Source organism: Micromonospora sp. NBRC 107095 (genome assembly GCF_030269705.1).
In the GTDB taxonomy this organism is placed as follows: Bacteria; Actinomycetota; Actinomycetes; order Mycobacteriales; family Micromonosporaceae; genus Micromonospora; species Micromonospora parva.
This window is the reverse complement of the sequence record NZ_BSTU01000001.1, coordinates 2,074,673-2,094,452: the sequence shown is the minus strand read 5'-3', so window position 1 is coordinate 2,094,452 and position 19,780 is coordinate 2,074,673. Positions and strand designations below refer to the sequence as shown.

General features: G+C 70.5%; 14 protein-coding genes. 5 read left to right on the top strand and 9 right to left on the bottom strand.

From position 1 onward, the window contains the following. Positions 1–3: 3 nt before the first annotated feature. The gene (locus QSK15_RS09770) at positions 4–459 is read left to right on the top strand and encodes an RrF2 family transcriptional regulator (protein ID WP_030333674.1); all 456 of its coding nucleotides are present in this window, start codon (positions 4–6) and stop codon (positions 457–459) included. A gap of 21 nt (positions 460–480) precedes the next feature. Here QSK15_RS09770 and QSK15_RS09765 read toward each other — a convergent pair whose 3' ends face one another. From QSK15_RS09765 to QSK15_RS09730, 8 genes are all read right to left on the bottom strand, one after another. Further along, a complete protein-coding gene (locus tag QSK15_RS09765; RefSeq protein ID WP_285793842.1) occupies positions 481–1,446 on the bottom strand; it encodes an acetylxylan esterase in 966 nt (321 codons plus the stop codon). 27 nt (positions 1,447–1,473) lie between these two features. Then, on the bottom strand, positions 1,474–2,172 hold the full coding sequence (locus QSK15_RS09760) for an N-acetylmannosamine-6-phosphate 2-epimerase (RefSeq protein WP_285793841.1): 699 nt from the start codon (positions 2,170–2,172) through the stop codon (positions 1,474–1,476). Continuing rightward, positions 2,169–3,104: an ROK family protein gene (locus QSK15_RS09755; RefSeq protein ID WP_285793840.1), complete on the bottom strand. Its 936-nt coding sequence runs from the start codon at positions 3,102–3,104 to the stop codon at positions 2,169–2,171. The genes QSK15_RS09760 and QSK15_RS09755 overlap by 4 nt, the downstream gene beginning before the upstream one ends. Before the next feature lie 2 nt (positions 3,105–3,106). Next, the gene (locus tag QSK15_RS09750; protein ID WP_285793839.1) at positions 3,107–4,045 is read right to left on the bottom strand and encodes a dihydrodipicolinate synthase family protein; all 939 of its coding nucleotides are present in this window, start codon (positions 4,043–4,045) and stop codon (positions 3,107–3,109) included. After that, positions 4,042–5,103, bottom strand: a complete 1,062-nt coding sequence (locus QSK15_RS09745) for an oligopeptide/dipeptide ABC transporter ATP-binding protein (protein ID WP_285793838.1) — start codon at positions 5,101–5,103, stop codon at positions 4,042–4,044. The genes QSK15_RS09750 and QSK15_RS09745 overlap by 4 nt, the downstream gene beginning before the upstream one ends. Further along, the gene (locus QSK15_RS09740; protein ID WP_285793837.1) at positions 5,100–7,058 is read right to left on the bottom strand and encodes a dipeptide/oligopeptide/nickel ABC transporter permease/ATP-binding protein; all 1,959 of its coding nucleotides are present in this window, start codon (positions 7,056–7,058) and stop codon (positions 5,100–5,102) included. Before QSK15_RS09740 ends, QSK15_RS09745 begins: the two co-directional genes overlap by 4 nt. Then, the gene (locus QSK15_RS09735; protein WP_285793836.1) at positions 7,058–8,014 is read right to left on the bottom strand and encodes an ABC transporter permease; all 957 of its coding nucleotides are present in this window, start codon (positions 8,012–8,014) and stop codon (positions 7,058–7,060) included. The genes QSK15_RS09740 and QSK15_RS09735 overlap by 1 nt, the downstream gene beginning before the upstream one ends. Before the next feature lie 108 nt (positions 8,015–8,122). Then, entirely contained in the window at positions 8,123–9,748 is a 1,626-nt protein-coding gene (locus QSK15_RS09730; protein WP_285793835.1) for an ABC transporter substrate-binding protein, read from the bottom strand. A gap of 138 nt (positions 9,749–9,886) precedes the next feature. Here QSK15_RS09730 and QSK15_RS09725 point away from each other — a divergent pair, with 138 nt between their 5' ends. Continuing rightward, on the top strand, positions 9,887–10,618 hold the full coding sequence (locus QSK15_RS09725) for a FadR/GntR family transcriptional regulator (RefSeq protein ID WP_285793834.1): 732 nt from the start codon (positions 9,887–9,889) through the stop codon (positions 10,616–10,618). A 244-nt stretch (positions 10,619–10,862) separates the two neighbouring features. Here the strand turns inward: QSK15_RS09725 and QSK15_RS09720 are convergent, their stop codons facing one another. Beyond that, positions 10,863–11,534, bottom strand: a complete 672-nt coding sequence (locus QSK15_RS09720; protein ID WP_285793833.1) for a FadR/GntR family transcriptional regulator — start codon at positions 11,532–11,534, stop codon at positions 10,863–10,865. Positions 11,535–11,795: 261 nt separating this feature from the next. Between QSK15_RS09720 and QSK15_RS09715 the strand changes: the two genes are divergently transcribed. From QSK15_RS09715 to QSK15_RS09705, 3 genes are all read left to right on the top strand, one after another. Next, positions 11,796–14,588 carry a glycosyl hydrolase family 95 catalytic domain-containing protein gene (locus QSK15_RS09715; RefSeq protein WP_285793832.1) on the top strand — a complete coding sequence of 931 codons (2,793 nt, stop codon included), beginning with the start codon at positions 11,796–11,798 and terminating at the stop codon, positions 14,586–14,588. A 67-nt stretch (positions 14,589–14,655) separates the two neighbouring features. Next, positions 14,656–17,442 carry an alpha-L-fucosidase gene (locus QSK15_RS09710; protein ID WP_285793831.1) on the top strand — a complete coding sequence of 929 codons (2,787 nt, stop codon included), beginning with the start codon at positions 14,656–14,658 and terminating at the stop codon, positions 17,440–17,442. A gap of 31 nt (positions 17,443–17,473) precedes the next feature. Further along, positions 17,474–19,753 (top strand): family 20 glycosylhydrolase, encoded by a 2,280-nt coding sequence (locus QSK15_RS09705; protein WP_285793830.1) that lies wholly within the window; start codon positions 17,474–17,476, stop codon positions 19,751–19,753. Positions 19,754–19,780 lie beyond the last annotated feature (27 nt).

Sequence of the window (19,780 nt, the reverse complement as noted above, 5' to 3'; positions counted from 1 at the left end):
AGGGTGCAGATCTCCGCGCGCGGCGACTACGCGGTACGGGCGGCGTTGAGCCTCGCCACCGCGTACCCCTCGCTGCTGTCCACCCAGGCCATCGCCGCGGAGCAGGACATGCCCCGCAAGTTCCTGGAGGCGGTCCTGGCTGATCTGCGCCGGGCCGGCATCGTCCGCGCCCAACGCGGCGCCGAGGGCGGCTACACCCTCGCCCGCCCGCCCCGCGAGGTGACAGTCGGCGCGGTGCTACGCGCAGTTGAAGGCCCCCTGGCCGGGGTACGCGGGCTGCGCCCCGAGGAGACCCGCTACGAAGGCTCGGCGGAGAACCTTCCCGGCCTGTGGGTGGCCGTCCGGGCGGCGGTGCGGCGGGTCGTCGACGAGGTGAGCCTCGCCGAGATCGTCAGCGGTCGGCTGCCCGCGCACGTCCGCAAGCTCACCGCGCTGCCCGACGCGTGGGAGCCGCGCTGACACCAGCCGGCGGCCACCGCCTCAGCGGCCGAAGAGCTTGCGCAGCCAGGCGAGCTGTTCGAGCTGCTGGTGTGCCTCGCCACCCTCGTGGTCGTTGAACTCGTACACGCGCACCTCCTTGTCGCCGCCGTAACGGTGGTAGGCGGCGAAGCAGGTCGAGGGCGGGCAGGTCCGGTCCATCATCGCGACGGAGAACAGCGCGGGCGCTGTCGCGCCGGGTGCGAGCACCGCGGCGTCGACGTACGACAACGTGCGGAACACCTCGCTGCTCTGGTCGCGGTGCAGCGCGAGATACTCGACGACCTCGCCGTAGGGGCCCTCGGTGGCGACCCGGACGGCGCGCGGGAAGTCACACAGGAACGGCACGTCGGGCATGACCGCCGCCACGCCCGGGAACAACGCGGCCACCGCCAGCGACAGGCCCCCTCCCTGGCTGATGCCGGTGACGACGACCCGGTCGGGGTCGACGGCGGGATGCTCCTGGGCGGCCTGGGCGAACCGGACCGCGTCGGTGATCAGCCTGCGGTAGTAGAAGTCCTCCGGGCTGGTGACCCCACGGGTGAGGAACCCCGGAACGGTGCCCGCCGGGTACCGGTGCGGATCGGCGGTGCTGCCGGGCGCGGCACTCCAGCCCTGCCCCCGGGCGTCCATGATGAGGTGCGCGAAGCCCGCCGAGGCCCAGAAGAGCTTCTCGTGCGGCAGTCCCCGACCCCGGCCGTACCCGAGGTACTCGACCACGCACGCCAACGGCTCGATGGCGGTCGCCGGCAGGTGCAGCCAGCCGTGCACCGGCTCGCCGCCGAAGCCGGGGACGGTGACCGAGAAGGTACGGATCTGGGTGAGCCCGGTGTCGACGGGCTCGTACGTCGCCGCGGTGGGCTGGGCGGCACCGAGCGTCCGCTCCCAGAACGCGTGCAGGTCCTCCGGAACGGTCAGGTCGGGTCGGTACGCCCAGCAGTCGGCGACGGTGAGATCGCTCAAAGCCACAGCTTGGCCTCCACGGCAGCAGGATTGTCAGATGGTCGTGGGGGTGGGTGCGGCGTTCGCCATCGCCGCCGCGAACCACCCGGTGATGGTGCTGGGGTGGGTGATCGCCGTACCCACCACCACCGTCCACGCCCCGGCCCGCAGCGCCTGGGCCGCGTGCGCCGGTGTGTGGATCCGGCCCTCCGCGACCACCGGCACGTCGACCGCGGTGGCGAGCCGGGCCACCAGGTCCAGGTCCGGGCCGGGCTGCTTGCTGGTGTACGCGGTGTAACCGGACAGGGTGGTACCGACCAGGTCGGCACCCGCCGCTGCGGCGTCGATCCCCTCGGCGAGGGTGGAACAGTCGGCCATCACCAGAGCCCCGGTCAGCTGGTGGACGGCGGCGATGGTCTCGGCGAGGGTGCGGCCGTCCGGCCGGGGCCGCGCCGTGCCGTCGAGAGCCACGATGTGCGCGCCGGCCCGCGCCACCGACAGCGCGTGCTCCAGCGTGGGGGTGATGAAGACGTCGTCGTCCCCGTCCTTCCACAGCCCGATCAGCGGCAGGTCGACCGCCCCTCGGATGGCCGCGATGTCCGCCAGGCCCTGGGCGCGGATGCCGGCGGCGCCGCCGTTGGCGGCGGCGAGGGCCACCCGGCGCATCGTGTCCGGGCTGCGCATCGGCTCACCGGGGTACGCCTGGCAGGACACGACGAGGCGGTGCCGGAGCTGTTCGATCAGCTTGTTCATGCGGTGCCCTCCCAGGCGAGTGCGGCGGCGCCGAGAAGTGGGGCGTCCGTTCCGAGGGTCGAGGCCAGGACGGGCACGCCGACCAGGCTGGGCAACGTCTCCCGCCGTACGGCGTCGCGCAGCGCCTGCCACCAACGCTCGCCGAGGCCGGTCACGCCGCCGCCGATGACGACGGCAGCGGGGTCGAGCACGTTGACCAGACCGCCGACCGCCGAGCCGACGGCGGCCCCGCCCAGCAGGACCACCTCGATGGCAAGGACGTCGCCGTCCGCCGCACGCGCGGCCACCGTGCGCAGGTCGTCGACCGGCTGGCCGGTACGCCGGACGTACTCCTCCGTGAGGCCGGGGCCGGAGGCGAGCGCCTCCAGGTGCTCCCGGCCGCCGCACGTGCACGCCAGCCCCACCGCGTACGGGGAGGGCTGGTGACCCGCGTGGCCGGCAGCGGAGTGGGCTCCGGCCAGCACTGTGCCGTCGATGACGAACGAGGCGCCGATACCGGTGCCGACAGCGATAAAGAGCGTCGTCTCGTGGCCGACGGCCACACCGTGGCGCGTCTCGCCGAGGGCGTGCGCGTGCACGTCGTTGACGACGGCCACGGGCAGGCCGAGCAGTTCGCGCAGTCGCCCGCGCAGATCCGTGCCGGCCCAACCGGCCAGGGCGTCGGTGGCCGAGAGCACCCGGCCGGTCCGGTGGTCGATGACCCCGGCACTACCCACTCCGACGGCGTGGACGCGTGTTCCCGCCGCCCGCGCCCGCAGCCGACCGACGAGGTCGGCTGCGGTGTCCAGGATGGCGGTCGCCCCGGCCCGACCCGGGGTGGGGGCGGTGATCCGGTCGACGACCTCGCCGTGGCGGGTCACCAGGGCGGCGGCCGTTTTGGTGCCCCCGATGTCGAGCGCGGCGACAACCGGGGGCCTGTGTACCTCGGACATGGTTAGAGCAGTCCCGCCAGTTCCAGGTGGCCCCGCACCCGCGCCGTCTCGTCCGCGTCGAGCGGTCGCAGCGGAAGCGACACGGCGTTGCTGTCGATGACGCCGAGCAGGGCCAGGGCGGTCTTGAACGCGCCCACGCCCCGGGTCGCCCCCGCCGCCGTCGCCGGGTCGGCCGCGTCGACGATCCGGAACAACCGGGTCAGCCGGTCCTGCTCCGCGCGGGCGGTGTCCCAGTCGGCGGCCAGGCAGGCCCGGTGCAGTCGCACGTAGCCCTGCGGGTCCACGTTGCCCAGGCCGGGGACGGAACCGGAGGCACCGGCGAGCATCATCGCGTCGACCACCACCTCGTGACCGGTCAACAGGCTGAAGCCGGCGTCCGGCGCGTGTTCCGCGATGGACAGCACCAGCTGGCGGAAGGAGACGTCGTCGCCACTGGAATCCTTGACACCCGCGAGGACGCCCTCCACGGCGAGCCGGCTCAGCAGACCCGGCGACAGCTTGGTGTGCACGCAGACCGGAATGTCGTACGCCAGCAGCGGCAGGTCGACCGACGCGGCGAGCGACCGGAAGTGCCGCTCGACCTCGTGCGGGCCGACGATGGCGTAGAAGGGGGCGGTGGCCACCAGGCCGTCGACCCCCAGCCGCGTCGACGCGTCGGCCCGGTCGAGCACCCGGCGGGTGGTCGGCTCGATGCACCCGGCGATGACGGGTACGGTCCCGCCCACGGTCTTCACCACGGTTTCCAGAGCCTGGTCCCGCTGACTGTCGGTGAGGAACACCGTCTCGCCGGAACTGCCGAGGGCGAAGATGCCGTCGACGCCGGCGGAGAGCATCCGCTCGACGAGTCGCTCAAGGGAGGCGACGTCGACAGCACCCTCCTCGGTCAGGGGGGTGACGACCGGCGGCACGACTCCGGCGAACCGCGGGGCAGGGGTGGTCACGCTGACTCCTCGACATGTAGGGGGGTGGTGCGACCGGTCGATGCTCTGGCGAGCTCGACCAGTTCGGCGTTGCTGGATCCCGCGGGAACGGGGTGGTAGCACCGGAACTCGTGGGTGCCGCCGCCGTCCGCCTCGGGCGGCGGCATCTCGGTGGCGCACACGTCGGTGGCCTTCCAGCACCGGGTACGGAACGGGCAACCGCTGGGCGGGCGGGTGGCGAGGGGAACGGGGCCGACCAGCGGGATCGGGTCGAGCGGCGAGAGCAGCCCCGGCGTGGCGGAGAAGAGCGCCCGGGTGTACGGGTGCTGGGCGACCTCGGGGAGCCCGGCGGCGGGTGTCTGCTCCACGATCCGGCCGAGGTACATGGTGACCACCCGGTCACTGATCCGCTTGACCGTCTGGATGTCGTGCGAGACGAAGACCATGGCCAGGTTCAGCCGCTCCTTGAGGTCCAGGAGCAGGTTGAGGATCTGCGCCCGGACCGACACGTCGAGGGCGCTGGTCGGCTCGTCGGCGATGACCAGCCCCGGCTCCAGGGCTAGGGCGCGCGCGATGGACACCCGCTGGCGTTGACCGCCGGAGAGCTGGCTGGGCAGCACGTCGGCGACCGACCGGGGCAGCCCCACCAGCGCCATCAGTTCCCTGACCCGCTCCTCGCGGGCGGTGCGGGTGCCGCGACGGTGCACGTCGAGCGGGTCGCGCAGGATGTCGCGGACCGGCATGCGCCGGTTCAGCGACGTGGCCGGATCCTGGAAGATCATGCCGACGCCGGCACCGATGTGCAGTCGGCGTTCCGCCGCGCTCATCGACCACACGTCCTTGCCCGCGAAGGCGACAGTGCCGCTCGTCGGCCGTTGCAGGCCCACCAGCACCTTGGCCATCGTGGACTTGCCGCAGCCGGACTCGCCGACGACGCCGATCGTCTCGCCGGCCCGCACGGTCAGGTCCGCGCCGGTGAGGGCGTACACCCGCTCGCGGCCGAACAGGCCACCCCCTCGGGTGCGGTGGACCACGTGCACGTCACGCAGTTCGACGATCGACTGGTGGGACGCGCTCATCGGGTCAGCTCCTCTTCCCTGACGGTGACGGCCGGGTGGTGGCAGGCGTACCGGTGGGCGGCGTCGCCCTCCAGCCGGGGCGTCTGTTCCCGGCAGACCTCGCTGGCCATCGGGCAGCGGTCGGCGAACCGGCAGCCCGCCGGGAAGTCGGCCGGCGACGGCACCACACCGCGGATCTGGGTGAGCCGCTCCGCGCCGGCCTCCAGGGACAGCACGGAACCGAGAAGGCCACGGGCGTAGTGGTGCGCCGGCGCGCCGACCACGTCGGCGGTGACGCCGCTCTCGACGATCTGCCCGCCGTACATCACCACGACCCGGTCCGCGACGTCGCTGACCAGTGCGAGGTCGTGGCTGACCAGGATCAGCGCGAAGCCGAGCTGGCCGCGCAGCCGCAGCAGCAGCTCCATGACCTGCGCCTGGACCGTGACGTCGAGCGCGGTGGTCGGCTCGTCGGCGATGATGAGCCGCGGGTCCCGGGACAGCGCCATCGCGATCACGACACGCTGCCGCTGCCCACCGGAGAGTTCGTGCGGGTACGCGGACAGGGTGCGCTGCGCGTCCAGACCGACCAGTTCCATCAGCTCCTGGGCCGACCGGGTGCCGCCACGGCTGATCATCTGCGCGAGCTGGGGGCCGATGCGCAGTGACGGGTTCAACGCCGAGAGGGCGTCCTGGTAGACCATCGCGATCTCGCGCCCCATCAGGGCACGGCGTCGTTTGGTGCTCACCGTCAACAGGTCGGTGCCCGCGAAGCGGACCTCACCGCGTACCCGGGCGCCCTGCGGCAGCAGGCCCATCACGGCGAGGGAGGTCAGCGACTTGCCGGAGCCGGACTCCCCCACCAGGCCGAGGACCTCGCCGGGGCGCACGTCGAAGGTCAGGTCGTCGACGATGTCGACGCCGCGGTGGCGTCCCTCGAACCCGATCGACAGGTTGCGGACCTCCAGGACGGGCTCGCCCTGCGGGAGCGGGCGGGCCCGCTCGCGCAGCCGCTGCGCCGCCTCCGCCAGGCCGGGCAGTTGCACCACCTCACCGGAGCCGGGCTGCGCCTCCTCCTGCGCGTCGCCGTTCTTCGTGGTGGTGGCGCGCCGCGCCGCCGGGGCGGCCCACGCGTCGGACATCCCCTCGGAGAGCACGTTCAGGGCGAGCACGGTGAGCAGGATCAGCAGGCCGGGGAAGAACGTGGCCCACCAGCCACCGATCTGGACCATCTCCTTGCCGAAGGCGATCACCGAGCCCCACGAGGACGCGGCCTCCTGGGGTGCCAGCCCGCCACCGATGAAGGAGAGCGACGCCTCGAACACGATGGCGTCGGCGACCATGACGGTGACGAAGACGAGGATCGGGGCGGCGCAGTTGCGCAGGATGTGCCGCCAGAGGATGTGCGGTCGCCGCGCGCCGATGATCCGTTCGGCCGCGACGTAGTCCTCGCGGTACTGCGACAGCACGTTGGCGCGCACGATCCGCGCGATCGAGGGCACGAAGACGAAGCCGATCGCGACCACGAGGACCACGAGGCTGTTCTTACCGAACGAGATGATCAGGAGGGCGGAGAGCACGATGGCGGGGAAGGCCATGACGACGTCGAGGCAGCGCATCACCACCTCGTCGACGGCGGGCCGGCTGGTTCCGGCCAGCGCGCCCAGGATGGCGCCGACCACCAGGGCGATGCCGGCGCTGCCGAAGCCCACGATCAGCGAACGTCGGGTGCCGGCGACCAGCCGCGAGAAGACGTCGCGTCCGAGCTTGTCCAGGCCGAACCAGTAGTCACCGTTCGGCCCGGTGAGCGCGGGACCGAGCCCGGCCTGCGCGGGGTCGTGCCGCAGGATCAGCGGCGCGAAGATGCCAACGACAACGATGAGCAGGACGAAGCTCAGTGCGATCCGGGCCGTGACGCTGAGCCGTTTGAAGGCGATGCCGGGGGTCGACAGCCGGGCGGTGAGTGTGCGACGCATCAGTGGGCTCCGCGCAGTCGAGGGTTGGCGAAGAGGTAGAGGATGTCGACCACCAGGTTCACGAGGACGAAGCAGATGGCGATGGTCAGCACGGTTCCCTGCGCGAGGGCTGTGTCGTTCTGCTGCACCGCGCTCATGATCTGGGTGCCCATGCCGGGCAACGAGAAGATCGCCTCGATCACGACGGTGCCGCCCAGCAGGTAGCCGATCCGCAGGCCCAGCACGGTGAGCGGGTTGACGAGCGCGTTGCGCAGCACGTTGCGTCCGATCACCACGCGGGGTGGCAGCCCGGCGCCGATGGCGGTCCGCACGTAGTCCTTGTCGAGTTCCTCGACCATGGACGTGCGCACGATTCTGGCCAGTGAGCAGCCGACCGGCACGGCGAGCGCCAGCGCGGGCATGGCGAGGGACTGCAACCACAGGGAGAACGAGTCGCCGGGGTTGACGTACCCGCCCGTCGGGAAGACGGGGCGGCGGACCGACAGCTCCTGGATGAGCAGGAGCGCGAGCCAGAACGACGGCATGGCGATGCCGGCCATCGAGACGAACCGGATGACCTGGTCGGGCCAGCGGTCGCGGTACAGCGCGGCGGGGATGCCGAGGGCCAACGCGATGGCCAGCGCGCCGACGATCCCGAGGGCCGTCAGCTGGATGGTCAGCGGCAGCGCGGTGGCGATCTTGTCGGCGACCGGGACGGACGGCGGGAACGTCACGCCGAGATCACCCCGGAGCAGGTCACCCAGGAAGTGCAGGTACCGCAGCGGCAGCGGGTCGTCGAGACCGTTGGCGGCCTTGAACGCGGCCACCTGCGCGGGGGTCGCCTGATCACCGAGGACGGACAGCGCGGGATCGATCGGGGAGAACTGCATGATCACGAATACGAAGATCGTGATGCCCAGCACCAGCGGTATCAGGGTCAGGAGTCGTCGCGTGACCAGGCTCAGAACGCTCAGCATGGTGTCTTTCTCTCGTCGAGGGCCGCCGGGACGTCCCGCCCAGCCCGAGGGACAGGGGGCTGGGCGGGACGCGGAGGGGTCGGGGTCCGGGCGCCCCCGAGGCAGGGATCAGCCCTTTCGGCTGGAGCCCAGGAAGTACAGACCGGTGGTTGCCGCGCCCGAGAAGTCGGAGAGCTTCGCCGGGTCGTACGCGGTGACGACCTTGGTGTGCAGGATCGGGTACAGCGGGACCTCGTCGGCCACCTTGTCCAGGGCCTGCTTCCACAGCGCCTTGCGGGCCGCCTCGTCGGAGGTCTGCGCCGCCTTGTCGAGCAGCTCGGCCATGGCCTTGCGGTCCGCGGCGCTCCACCGGTAACGCTGCCCCGGCCAGGTCTCGCCGTAGTAGAACCAGCGCATGAGCAGGTCGGTGTCGACGCCGAAGACGCTGGGGTCACCGGTGGCCATCAGCACCCGGAAGGTGTCCTTCGGAACGATGTCCCCGTAGATGGCCGAGGACGGCACCGTGTTGAGGCTGGCGGTGACGCCGATCTTCTTCCACTGCTCGATGACCAGCGGCGCGACGTCCTTCACGACCGAGTTGTCGGTGGTGTCGAGCTGGAACGACAGGTTCGTGACACCGGCCTCCTGAAGCAGACTCTTGGCCTTCTCCAGGTTGTAGTCGTAGACGGTGGCGGCCTTCTGGTAGTCCTTGTTGCCCTCGTCCAGGTAGCTCGTCGCCGGGGCGCCGTAGCCGTTGAGCGCGGTCTTGATGACCTCGTCCTTGTTGATCGCGTAGTGCAGCGCCTGGCGCACCCGCTTGTCGCTGAACGGCGCCGCCGACGAGTTGAACATGAGGAAGACCTGGTTGAAGGCCTGCTTCACATCGACGGTGTACTTGTCCTTGAGCGAGTCGACGTTCAGGTACGGCACCGACTCGATGGCCTGGACACGGCCGCCCTGCAGGTCCGACACCCGGGCGGAGGCCTCGGACGTGGTGTTCCAGGTCATCGTCTCGACCTTGGCGGGACGCGGGCCGTTGTAGTTCGGGTTCGTGCTGAGCTTGACGCCCGACTCCTTGGAGGCGCTGTCCAGCTTGAACGGGCCGGAGCCGATCGGCGCCGTGTCGAATGCCTTCGACGCGGCCGGGTCGGCGGTCTTCGCCTTCGGCACGACCTTGATGACGGCGATCCGCTCGGCGAACAGGGCGAACGGGTACTTGAGCTTGAACTCGGCCGTCGTCGCGTCCTTGGCGGTCACCGAGTCGATGAACGACACGAAGCCCTGCATCAGCGGCGGGGCCTTGGGGTCGGCCGGCTTCAGCACGCGGGTGAAGGACCAGGCGACGTCCTCGGCGGTGACGGGGGTGCCGTCGGAGAACGTGGCGCCGTCGCGCACCGCCACCGTGTAGGTGAGCCCGTCCGCGCTGGCCACCGGGTCTTCCTTGGCGAGCGCGCGGTAAGGTTCCCGGGTAACCGGGTCAAGATCGATCAGGCCCTCGAAGATGTGCTGGTTGACCGCCGTCGCCACCGCCGACGAGGCGTTCCCCGGGTCGAACCCGCTAGAGAGGGTGAACGCGAGGGTGGTCTCGATGGACTTCTTCCCCCCGCTTCCCTCGACGGCGTTGGTCGAGGCCGGGCCGCCGCTGCACGCGACCAGTCCGAGAGCGAGGGTCGCCGCGGTGGACGCGACGGCCAACGAACGGAGCCGGCGCGGGGGGCAGCGCCGACTCTCCTTTGGCTCAATGGTGGTGCTCACGTAGCTGCCTCCATAGGCTCTTCATGCGCTCGCGTTGCTGCTCGCGCTGAGGGATTCGAAGATAATGGGGTCTGACGTCAGACATCTGATGCCGATAGGGTGAGCGTGTCAGATCCGTGAACGAAGGGCAAGTGGCAGATGACGACCATTGACGCAACCCCGCTACGCGGTGCGGAGCGCCCCGGTCCCCGCCGGCAGGAGGTGGGGGCCAAGATCAAGGAGTACATCCTGCGCAACCGCCTCAAGCCGGGAGACATCCTGCCCACCGAGGCGGAGCTGTGCGAGGCGGTGGGTGCGAGCCGCTCCAGCGTCCGCGAGGCCGTCAAGATCCTCTCCGCCCTCGACATCGTCGAGGTGCGGCACGGGCACGGCACCTTCGTCGGCCGCATGTCCCTCGCCGCCCTCGTGGAGGGCCTGACCTTCCGCGGCCTGCTCAGCGGCGAGGAGGACCATCACGTGCTGGGGCAGGTCGTCGACGTCCGGCAGACCCTCGAACAGGGGCTCGCGGCCCAGGTCATCGCCGTTCTCGACAGCGAGCACCAGGCCGCCCTCTCCGCGCTCGCCGACGAGATGGAGAGCCTTGCCGCCCAGGGCATGGATTTCCTCGACGTCGACCGGGCCTTCCACGTGAAGCTGCTGGAACCCCTCGGCAACGACCTGATCCTCCAGTTGACCGAGGCGTTCTGGCAGGTGCAGGCCATCGTCGCCCCCACGCTGCGCACCGAGCCGGAGGACCGGTTGATCACCGCCCAGCGACACCGGGCGATCGTGCAGGCGGTCGCCGCCGGGGACGTGGCGCGCCTGCAGGCTGCCATCGCCGAGCACTACGCGCCCATCCGGGCCAGCATCGCCCGCGTCGTACAGGCCTGAAATAGGCACCGCCATCGCCGTCGGAGTGGAGAGCGGCCTGATCGACGGCGCGCGATGGGGTGCGTCCGGTAACGATCACCGCCCCGGCGGCGCACCACCCTGACGTCGGGCACCCGACGTCAATCCGCGATCCAGCGGCGGCGCACCGTCCCCTGTGTCCGTACACGGGAGACTGTCGCCGCCCTGAACGTTCGACGAACTCGTCATCGCAGCGCCGGGATGTTGCGGCACTGAGCGGGATCGGTCACAGCGCCCGCCGGAGCCACTCCTCGACACCGGCGACGTGCACCGTGGCCCAGGAGCGCGCCAGATCGGCCTGCCCGGCCGTGATCGCGTCGACGATCGCCTGGTGCTGCTCACGGGTCCGGGTGACGGCGCCCTCCTGGGTGACACCGCGCCAGATGCGGGCCCGGGTGGTGGAGCCGGAGAGCCCGTCGAGCAGCGAACACAGCACGGCGTTTCCGGCGCCGACGGCGATCTGGCGGTGAAATTTCAGATCGTTGGCGACCAGCGTTTCGACGTCGCTGGTGTCGTCGACGTCGTCGAGGACGGCCTGAAGGTTGGCGATCGCCTCGGCACCCATCCGTTGCGCGGCCAACGCCGTGGCGGCGGGCTCGAGGATGCGCCGGACCTCAAGGAACTCCAGCACGGTGTCGTCGCGGTGGAAGTCCACGACGAAGCCGAGCATGTCGAGCAGCAACTGTGGAGCAAGGCTGGTGACGTAGGTGCCGTCGCCCTGGCGGACGTCCAGGACGCGGATGATGGACAGCGCCTTCACCGCTTCCCGTAGGGAGTTGCGGGACAGGCCGAGCCGGCGGGCCAGGTCCGCCTCCTTGGGCAGTCGATCGCCGGGACCGAGCTCGCCCGAGGTGATCATATTCTTGATCTTGCCGATCGCCTCGTCGGTGAGGGCCATCGCTGCCTCCAGACGCCGCGTCGGTGAACTCGTCGAAGCTGCACCACACCACCTCGCAAACATCGGGTGTTTCCGGGTCTGCGACCTCCGACATCTGATGTGTAGCAGGTGTTGAGTCATCCGGCAACAGATCCAGATGACCTGACGGACCGTCCATCAAGGTCGCTGCCTCCTTACGAGTTAACACATCACGCGGATGAATCCGACCCATTGACAAAAATAAACATCCCATGTTAACTCCCCTTTCATAGAGGAGGCCCTATGTTCAAGGTCGGCACTTTCCGGACGATCCTGCGGGCCGCAGCCGCATCCCTTCTCGTGGCCGCATGCCTGACTTCCGGGTCCGTCACTGCGGCTCCAGCCGGGGCCGCCGTCAGCGACCCCGCCCTCGCGCTCTGGTACGACGAACCCGCCGCCACCTGGGAGAGCAACGCGCTGCCGCTGGGCAACGGCGCGCTCGGCGCGATGGTCTTCGGAGGCGTCCAGACCGAACGCCTCCAACTCAACGAGAAGAGCCTGTGGACCGGTGGACCCGGCACCGCCGGCTACAACCACGGCAACTGGACAGCACCACGGCCCGGAGCCCTGGCCGGCGTTCAGGCCCAGATCGACAGGGACGGACGGATGACGCCCGGCGCGGTCGCCACCGCCCTCGGGCAGCCAGCGACCGGGTTCGGCTCCTACCAGAACCTCGCCGACATGTACCTCGACATGACCGGCACCCCGGCCACGGTGAGCGGCTACCGACGTGAGCTGGACCTCGCCGAGGCCACCGCCCGCGTCGCGTACTCCCACGGCGGGGTGACCTACCAGCGGGAGCACTTCGCCAGCTACCCGCGCAACGTGATCGTCTCCCGGCTCTCGGCCAGCCAGGCCGGGAAGGTCTCCTTCGTCCTGCGTCCCGTGTCGGCCCAGTCCGGCAGCACCGTGACGGTGGCGAACGGCCGGATCACCACCCGGGGCGCGCTGCCCGGCAACGGACTGATCCACGAGACCCAGTACCGGGTGGTGACCACGGGCGGCACCCGCACCGACGGCACCGACCGGATCACCGTCGCCGGCGCCGACTCGGCGTTCATCGTGTTGTCCGCCGCGACGTCGTACGCCGACACGTACCCCACCTACCGCGGCGCCGACCCGCACGCCCAGGTCACCCAGGCGGTCGACGGCGCGGCAGCCTCGACCTGGGCGGCGCTGCGCGCGGCCCACCTCGCCGACTACAAGAACCTCTTCGACCGCGTCCGGCTCACCGTGGGTGGCCAGATGCCGAACATTCCCACCGACGAGCTGCGGTCGGCGTACACCGGTGCCACCGGACGGGCCCAGGACCGCGCGTTGGAATCGCTGTACTTCTCCTTCGGCCGGTACCTGCTCATCGCATCGTCGCGCGGCGGCTCCCTGCCGGCCAACCTCCAGGGCGTCTGGAACAACTCCAACAACCCGCCCTGGCAGGCCGACTACCACACCAACATCAACGTCCAGATGAACTACTGGCCGGCGGAGACCACGAACCTCACCGAGACCGCCACACCGCTGTTCGACTTCATCGACGCGCTGCGGGCGCCCGGAAGGACAAGCGCGCAGAGCATCTACGGTACGACCGGTTGGGTCACCCACCTCAGCACCAACCCGTACGGCTTCACCGGTGTGCAGGACTGGGCCACCGCCTTCTGGTTCCCGGAGGCCGCCGCCTGGCTGTGCCAGCACCTCTACGAGCACTACCGCTTCACCCGTGACACCGCGTTCCTGCGCGATCAGGCGTACCCGGCGATGAAGGAGGCCGCCGAGTTCTGGCGGGCCAACCTGCGGGTCGATCCGCGCGACAGCAAGCTGGTCGTGACGCCCAGCTACTCGCCCGAGCAGGGCGACTTCTCGGCCGGCGCGTCGATGAGCGAGCAGATCGTGTGGGAGCTGCTTACCAACACCATCGAGGCGAGCACCACGCTCGGCGTCGACGCCACCCTGCGCGCCCAGTGGCAGAGCACGCTGAGCAAGCTCGACCCCGGCCTGCGGGTCGGCTCCTGGGGGCAGTTGCAGGAATGGAAGGCGGACTGGGACAGCCCCACGAACGACCACCGGCACGTCTCGCACCTGTACGCCCTGCACCCGGGCCGGCAGGTCTCACCGCTGACCACCCCGGCCCTGGCCAACGCCGCCAAGGTGTCCCTCACGGCACGCGGCGACGGTGGCACCGGCTGGAGCAAGGCCTGGAAGATCAATTTCTGGGCTCGGCTGCTCGACGGGGATCACGCCCACAAGATGCTCAGCGAGCAGCTCAAGAGCAGTACGCTCGCCAACCTGTTCGACACCCACCCGCCGTTCCAGATCGACGGCAACTTCGGTGCCACCGCCGGAGTCGCCGAGATGCTGTTGCAGAGCCAGAACGGTGTCGTCGACGTCCTGCCGGCCGTGCCGGCGGCGTGGCCCACCGGCTCGGTCAGCGGCCTGAAGGCGCGCGGCAACGTAACTGTGGACGCCGAGTGGCGCAACCGCCTGGCCAGCCGGATCACGCTCACCGCCGGCAGCGGCGGCACCCTCACCGTCCGGAACCCGATGCTGGCCACCGCGTCCCTGGTGGACCTCAGCACCAACCAGGTCGTGCCGGTGACCCGTACGGGTGACCGGGTCACGTTCACGGCCGAGGCCGGGCACCGCTACCAGGCCGTCTCCACGGCCGCGACCGGCACGATCGCCGGAGTGGCGAGCGGGCGCTGCGTCGACGTACCGGGGGCGGCCACCGCCGACGGCACCGCCCTCATCCTCTGGGACTGCACCGCAGCGGCCAACCAGATCTGGACCCGCGAGGCCGACAACACCATCCGCAACCGTGGCAAGTGCCTCGCCCCCGCCAGCACCACCAACGGCGCAGCCGCCACCATCACCACCTGCGGCACCGCCATCAACCAACGCTGGACCTACGACCTGACCGCCAAGACACTGCGCAACCAGGCCACCGGCACCTGCCTCGACGCAGGAGGCGGCGGCACCACCAACAACACCGCCGTCATCCTCTGGCCCTGCACCACCGCCACCAACCAACAGTGGCTGATGTAGCACCGGGCCCAGCCGCGCGCCACCCACCCGCACCGCCCTCCCTGCCCGTTCCCGGAGAGGACGACCCATGACCCGTACCCTGCGTCGCCACCGCTCGCGCGCGAGCGGGGCCGCCCTGACCGCTCTGGCAGTGCTCGCCACCTGCCTGGTCCAGCTCACCCCACCGGCGGCACCGGCCGCCGCGGCACCGGGGGACGGCACGATCACGGGGGTGGCCAGCGGGCGCTGCGTCGACGTGCCCGGCGGTGCCACCGCCGACGGCACCGCCCTCATCCTCTGGGACTGCACCGCAGCGGCCAACCAGATCTGGACCCGCGAGGCCGACAACACCATCCGCAACCGTGGCAAGTGCCTCGCCCCCGCCAGCACCACCAACGGCGCAGCCGCCACCATCACCACCTGCGGCACCGCCACCAACCAACGCTGGACCTACGACCCCACCGCCAAGACACTGCGCAACCAGGCCACCGGCACCTGCCTCGACGCAGGAGGCGGCGGCACCACCAACAACACCGCCGCCATCCTCTGGCCCTGCGGCAGTGCCACCAACCAACAGTGGCGCGTCGCCGCCGCCGACTACCAACCGCTTCTCGACGTCGGATTCAGCGGCACGTTCACCTCCGCCACCGGCTACACGCCGTCGACCGGTGAACTGGTCGACGGGCAGCTCACCCGGTTGGCCGGCAGCGAAACGATCAGCGGTACGTCGGTCACGCTCACCGGCGGGAGCACCGGCATCGGGTTCTCCCCACGGATCCCGGTGACCAGCGCGAAGTACGTCAACAGGAGCCTGCTGGCCGAGGCTGTGGTACGCCGACAGAGCGGGGCCACGCTGACCTTCGACACGGTGCTCAGCCTCGCCGGTGGGGGCTACTACCGCTACTCCAGCGGTTCGCAGACCACCACCGAGTTCGGCATGTACGGGCCGGACGCGCCGTACCACGACACCCGGCAGAGCGGGCCGAACCTGCCCGACACGCAGGACACCCACGTGGCGTTGGCCTACGAGTACGTGAACGACGCCTCGGCCCGGCTCGTCGCGTACGTGAACGGCTGCCAGGTAGGCACCACCGTCACCACTCCGGTCGCCGCGGCCAACGCGTCGCAGGGTCTGCTGACCTTCGGCAACGACGCCGGCACCCGTAACCGTGGCTGGCACGGCACTGTGGACGCCATCGCCCTCGCGACGATGACCGGCGCCGCCGGTCCGGTCGACTTCCAGCTCGACGCGCCGGTCTGCGGGGGCACCCCGCCGCCGCCCGGCTGCGCCGGCAACCCCGGCAGCAGCGGCCCGGTCACGCCGGCCACCGTCATCACCGTCGACCGGTGCGACACCCTCGACCGGATCCGGCAGAAGGCGGCCCAGGTCGTCCCGTCGGCCGCCCAACTGGCCTGGCAGCAGCGGGAGCTGACGGCGTTCCTGCACTACGGCATGAACACCTTCACCGACGTCGAGTGGGGCAGCGGGAACGAGGACCCGGCCCAGTTCAACCCGACGACCGTCAACCCCGCGCAGTGGATGGACGTGCTCAAGCGCAACGGGTTCAAGCAGGTCATCCTCACCGTCAAGCACCATGACGGGTTCCTGCTCTACCCGTCGCGGTACAGCACCCACTCGGTGCGCAGCAGCCCCTGGTGGGGTCGTACCAGCCAGAGCGACATCCTGCGGGCCACCGTCGACGCCGCCCGCGCGGCCGGTCTCGCCGTCGGCTTCTACCTCTCCCCCGCCGACGGCGCGGAGATCCCAGGTCGACGCGGTGGCGACCGGTTCGGCAACGGCAGCGCCAAACGGAGCGTCACCATCCCGACGCTCGTCGCCGGTGACACCCGCACCCCCACCCAGACGTACGCGTACCAGGCCGACGACTACAACGCCTACGTCCTCAACCAGCTCTACGAGCTGCTCACCGAGTACGGTCCGATGGCCGAGGTGTGGTTCGACGGTGCCAACCCGTACACCGCGTACCCGCAGCCGTACCAGGTCGGTGACTGGTACCGACTGATCCGGGCCCTGCAACCGAACGCCACGATCGCGATCAACGGCCCGGACGTGCGCTGGGTCGGCTCCGAGTCCGGGGCGTTCCGGGCTGACGAGTGGAGCGCGCTGCCGTTCCGGGGCACCGATCCCGGCGCGCTGAACCGCGACGACGACATGCTCACCGGCGCCGCGTCGAGCGACCTGGGTTCCAGTGCGCTGATCGGCCGCAACCTGGGCACGATCACCTACCTGTCGTGGTACCCGGCCGAGGCGGACGTGTCGATCCGGCCCGGCTGGTTCTGGCACTCCGGCCAGAACGGCTCGGTCAAGCAGCCGGCCGCGCTGATGCAGCTCTACGAGAACGCGGTGGGCCGCAACGCCAACCTGCTGCTCAACGTCCCGCCGAACCGGGCCGGCGTGATCGACGCTCCGGACGTCAACGCCCTCGACGGGTTCGGCACCGCGCAACGCGCCCGGTACGGCCGGGAGCTGTTCGCCAAGGCGGGCGCGACCGGCACCCACGCCGCCCTCACCGACGCGGCCCTGGGCACGTACTGGTCGCCCTCGGGTGGCGCCGTCACCGGCTCGGTCGAGCTGACCGCCTGCCGGTCCCGCACGTTCGACCGGGTCCTGGTGCAGGAGTCGGTCGGCAACGGCCAGCGCGTCGAGGCGTTCGCCGTGGACGCCTGGGTCAACGGCGGCTGGCAACAGGTCGCCGCCGCCGGAACGGTCGGCTACAAGCGGATCGTTGCGCTGTCCACCGCCGTGACGAGTGACCGGCTGCGGCTGCGGGTCACCGCGGCACGCGGCGTACCGCAGGTCGCGACGCTCACCGCGTACGCGACCGACAGCACCGCCAACCCGGCGTCCTGCTGATTTCCCAACCCTTTCCCGAGAGGAACGGTTCATGCGCCTTCGACGTATCAGCGTCACCGGAGCGGTGGGAGCACTGGCCGCCGCACTGCTGACGGTGCCGGTCACGACGGCCGCTCCGGCCTCGGCCGTACCGGGTGATCTCCAGGTGATCCCGGCGCTGAAGCAGTGGACGGTGGGCACCGGCAGCTACACCTTCGGCGCGACGTCCCGCATCGTTGTCGACCCCGCCTACACCGCCCAGCTCAACGACGACGCGGCCACCTTCGCGGCCGACCTGCGGGACCTGACCGGCCGCACCGTCGCGGTCACCACCGGAACCGCGGCGACCGGTGACATCCGGCTGACCCTGGGTGGCAGCCAACCCGCCGAGGGTTACACGATGACCGTCGGGTCGAGCATCGCGATCCAGGGCTCGACCGACGCTGGCGCCTTCTACGGCACGCGGACGGTGCTGCAACTGCTCAAGCAGTCCAGCACGGTGCCGGCCGGCACGACAACCGACGCCCCGACCAAGTCCGAACGCGGCATGATGGTCGACGTCGGTCGCAAGTACTTCACCGTCGACTGGCTGCGTCGGCACGTCAAGGAACTCGCCTACCTGAAGATGAACCGGCTGCACCTGCACCTGTCCGACACGTTCGGGTTCCGGCTGGAGAGCACCACCCACCCGGAGGTGGTGTCGGAGCAGTACTACACCAAGCAGCAGATCCGCGACCTCATCGCCCTGGCCGCGCAGTACCACATCGAGGTCATTCCCGAGATCGACATGCCGGGACACATGAACGCCATCCTGGCCGACCACCCGGACCTGCAACTCGCCGACACCAACGGCAACCGCAACCCCTACTACCTCGACCTGTCCAAGCCCGGCGCGTACACCCTCACCCGGGACCTCATCACCGAGTTCCTGCCGCTGTTCCCCGGCCGGTACTGGCACATCGGCGCGGACGAGTACGTCGGCAACTACGCCGCCTACCCGCAACTGCTGACCTACGCCCGGGCGACCTACGGGCCGAACGCCATCGCCAAGGACGCCTACTACGGCTTCATCAACTGGGCCAACGACATCGTCCGTGCCGGCGGCAAGACCACCCGGATGTGGAACGACGGCATCGGCACCGACGGCACCATCCGTCCGGCGTCCAACATCCACGTCGAGGTCTGGTACAACTACGGCATCACCCCGCAGGCCCTGCTGGACCGCGGGCACACCATCTCCAACCAGGCATGGGATCCCACCTACTACGTCCCCGCCATCAGCAAGCCGAACGTGACGTGGGCGTACGAGACCTGGACCCCGGAGCGCTTCCAGGGCAACAACACCGTCAACGCTCCGTCGCGCAACCTCGGCACGGTCCTGCACATCTGGTGTGACTACCCGGACGCGGAGACCGAGGACCAGATCGCCGCCGGTATCCGGACCATCCTGCGCGTCATCGCCCAGCAGACCTGGGGGTCGCCGAAGCCGGTCGCCGCGTACACCGCCTTCACCCCGATCATCGACCGCATCGGTCGGGCTCCCGGCGGCCCGGCGGTGGCGACCGGCAACCTGGCGACCAACCGCCCGGTGACCGCGTCGTCGACCGAGACGGCCAGCTTCCCGGCGTCGGCGGCGGTGGACGGCGACATCAGCACCCGCTGGTCGTCGGCCTACACCGACCCGAGCTGGATCCAGGTCGACCTCGGCAGCAGCCAGGAGCTGTCCCGCGTCGCCCTGCGCTGGGAGGCCGCGTACGCGCGGGCGTACCAGATCCAGACCTCCAGCAACGGCACCACCTGGACCACGGCGGTGACCGTCACCGCCGGGGACGGCGGCGTGGACGAACACGCCCTCAACACCACCGCCCGGTACGTCCGGATGCAGGGCACGCAACGGGCCACCACCTTCGGCTACTCGCTGTGGGAGTTCGAGGTCTACGGACCGAAGAAGGGCATCATCACCGGCACCGCCAGTGGCCGCTGCGTCGACATCCCCGGGAGCAACACCACCGACGGCACCGCGGTCAATCTCTGGGACTGCAACAGCGGGCCCAACCAGACGTGGACCCACCGCAACGACGGCACCCTCACGGCCCTGGGCAAGTGCCTGGAGCCGGCGAACGGAAGCCTCACCGACGGTACCGCGATCGTGATCCGTACCTGTTCCACCGCCACGTACCAGCGCTGGGCCTACGACGCCGCCACCAGCAGCTACCGCACCGGCGGCAAGTGCCTCGACGCCTCCGGCGGCGCGACCGCCAACGGCACCCGCCTCATCCTCTGGCCCTGCACCAACGGCGCCAACCAGCGTTGGAGCACCCCCACCGCCTGACCCACCGATGGAGGCACGATGCGACAC

Bases quoted from the DNA above. Each gene is read 5' to 3' on its own strand.
- QSK15_RS09760 (WP_285793841.1), bottom strand. From the start codon at position 2,172: ATGAACAAGCTGATCGAACAGCTCCGGCACCGCCTCGTCGTGTCCTGC.
- QSK15_RS09755 (WP_285793840.1), bottom strand. From the start codon at position 3,104: ATGTCCGAGGTACACAGGCCCCCGGTTGTCGCCGCGCTCGACATCGGG.
- QSK15_RS09745 (WP_285793838.1), bottom strand. From the start codon at position 5,103: ATGAGCGCGTCCCACCAGTCGATCGTCGAACTGCGTGACGTGCACGTG.
- QSK15_RS09740 (WP_285793837.1), bottom strand. From the start codon at position 7,058: ATGCGTCGCACACTCACCGCCCGGCTGTCGACCCCCGGCATCGCCTTC.
- QSK15_RS09735 (WP_285793836.1), bottom strand. From the start codon at position 8,014: ATGCTGAGCGTTCTGAGCCTGGTCACGCGACGACTCCTGACCCTGATA.
- QSK15_RS09725 (WP_285793834.1), top strand. From the start codon at position 9,887: ATGACGACCATTGACGCAACCCCGCTACGCGGTGCGGAGCGCCCCGGT.
- QSK15_RS09720 (WP_285793833.1), bottom strand. From the start codon at position 11,534: ATGGCCCTCACCGACGAGGCGATCGGCAAGATCAAGAATATGATCACC.
- QSK15_RS09715 (WP_285793832.1), top strand. From the start codon at position 11,796: ATGTTCAAGGTCGGCACTTTCCGGACGATCCTGCGGGCCGCAGCCGCA.
- QSK15_RS09710 (WP_285793831.1), top strand. From the start codon at position 14,656: ATGACCCGTACCCTGCGTCGCCACCGCTCGCGCGCGAGCGGGGCCGCC.
- QSK15_RS09705 (WP_285793830.1), top strand. From the start codon at position 17,474: ATGCGCCTTCGACGTATCAGCGTCACCGGAGCGGTGGGAGCACTGGCC.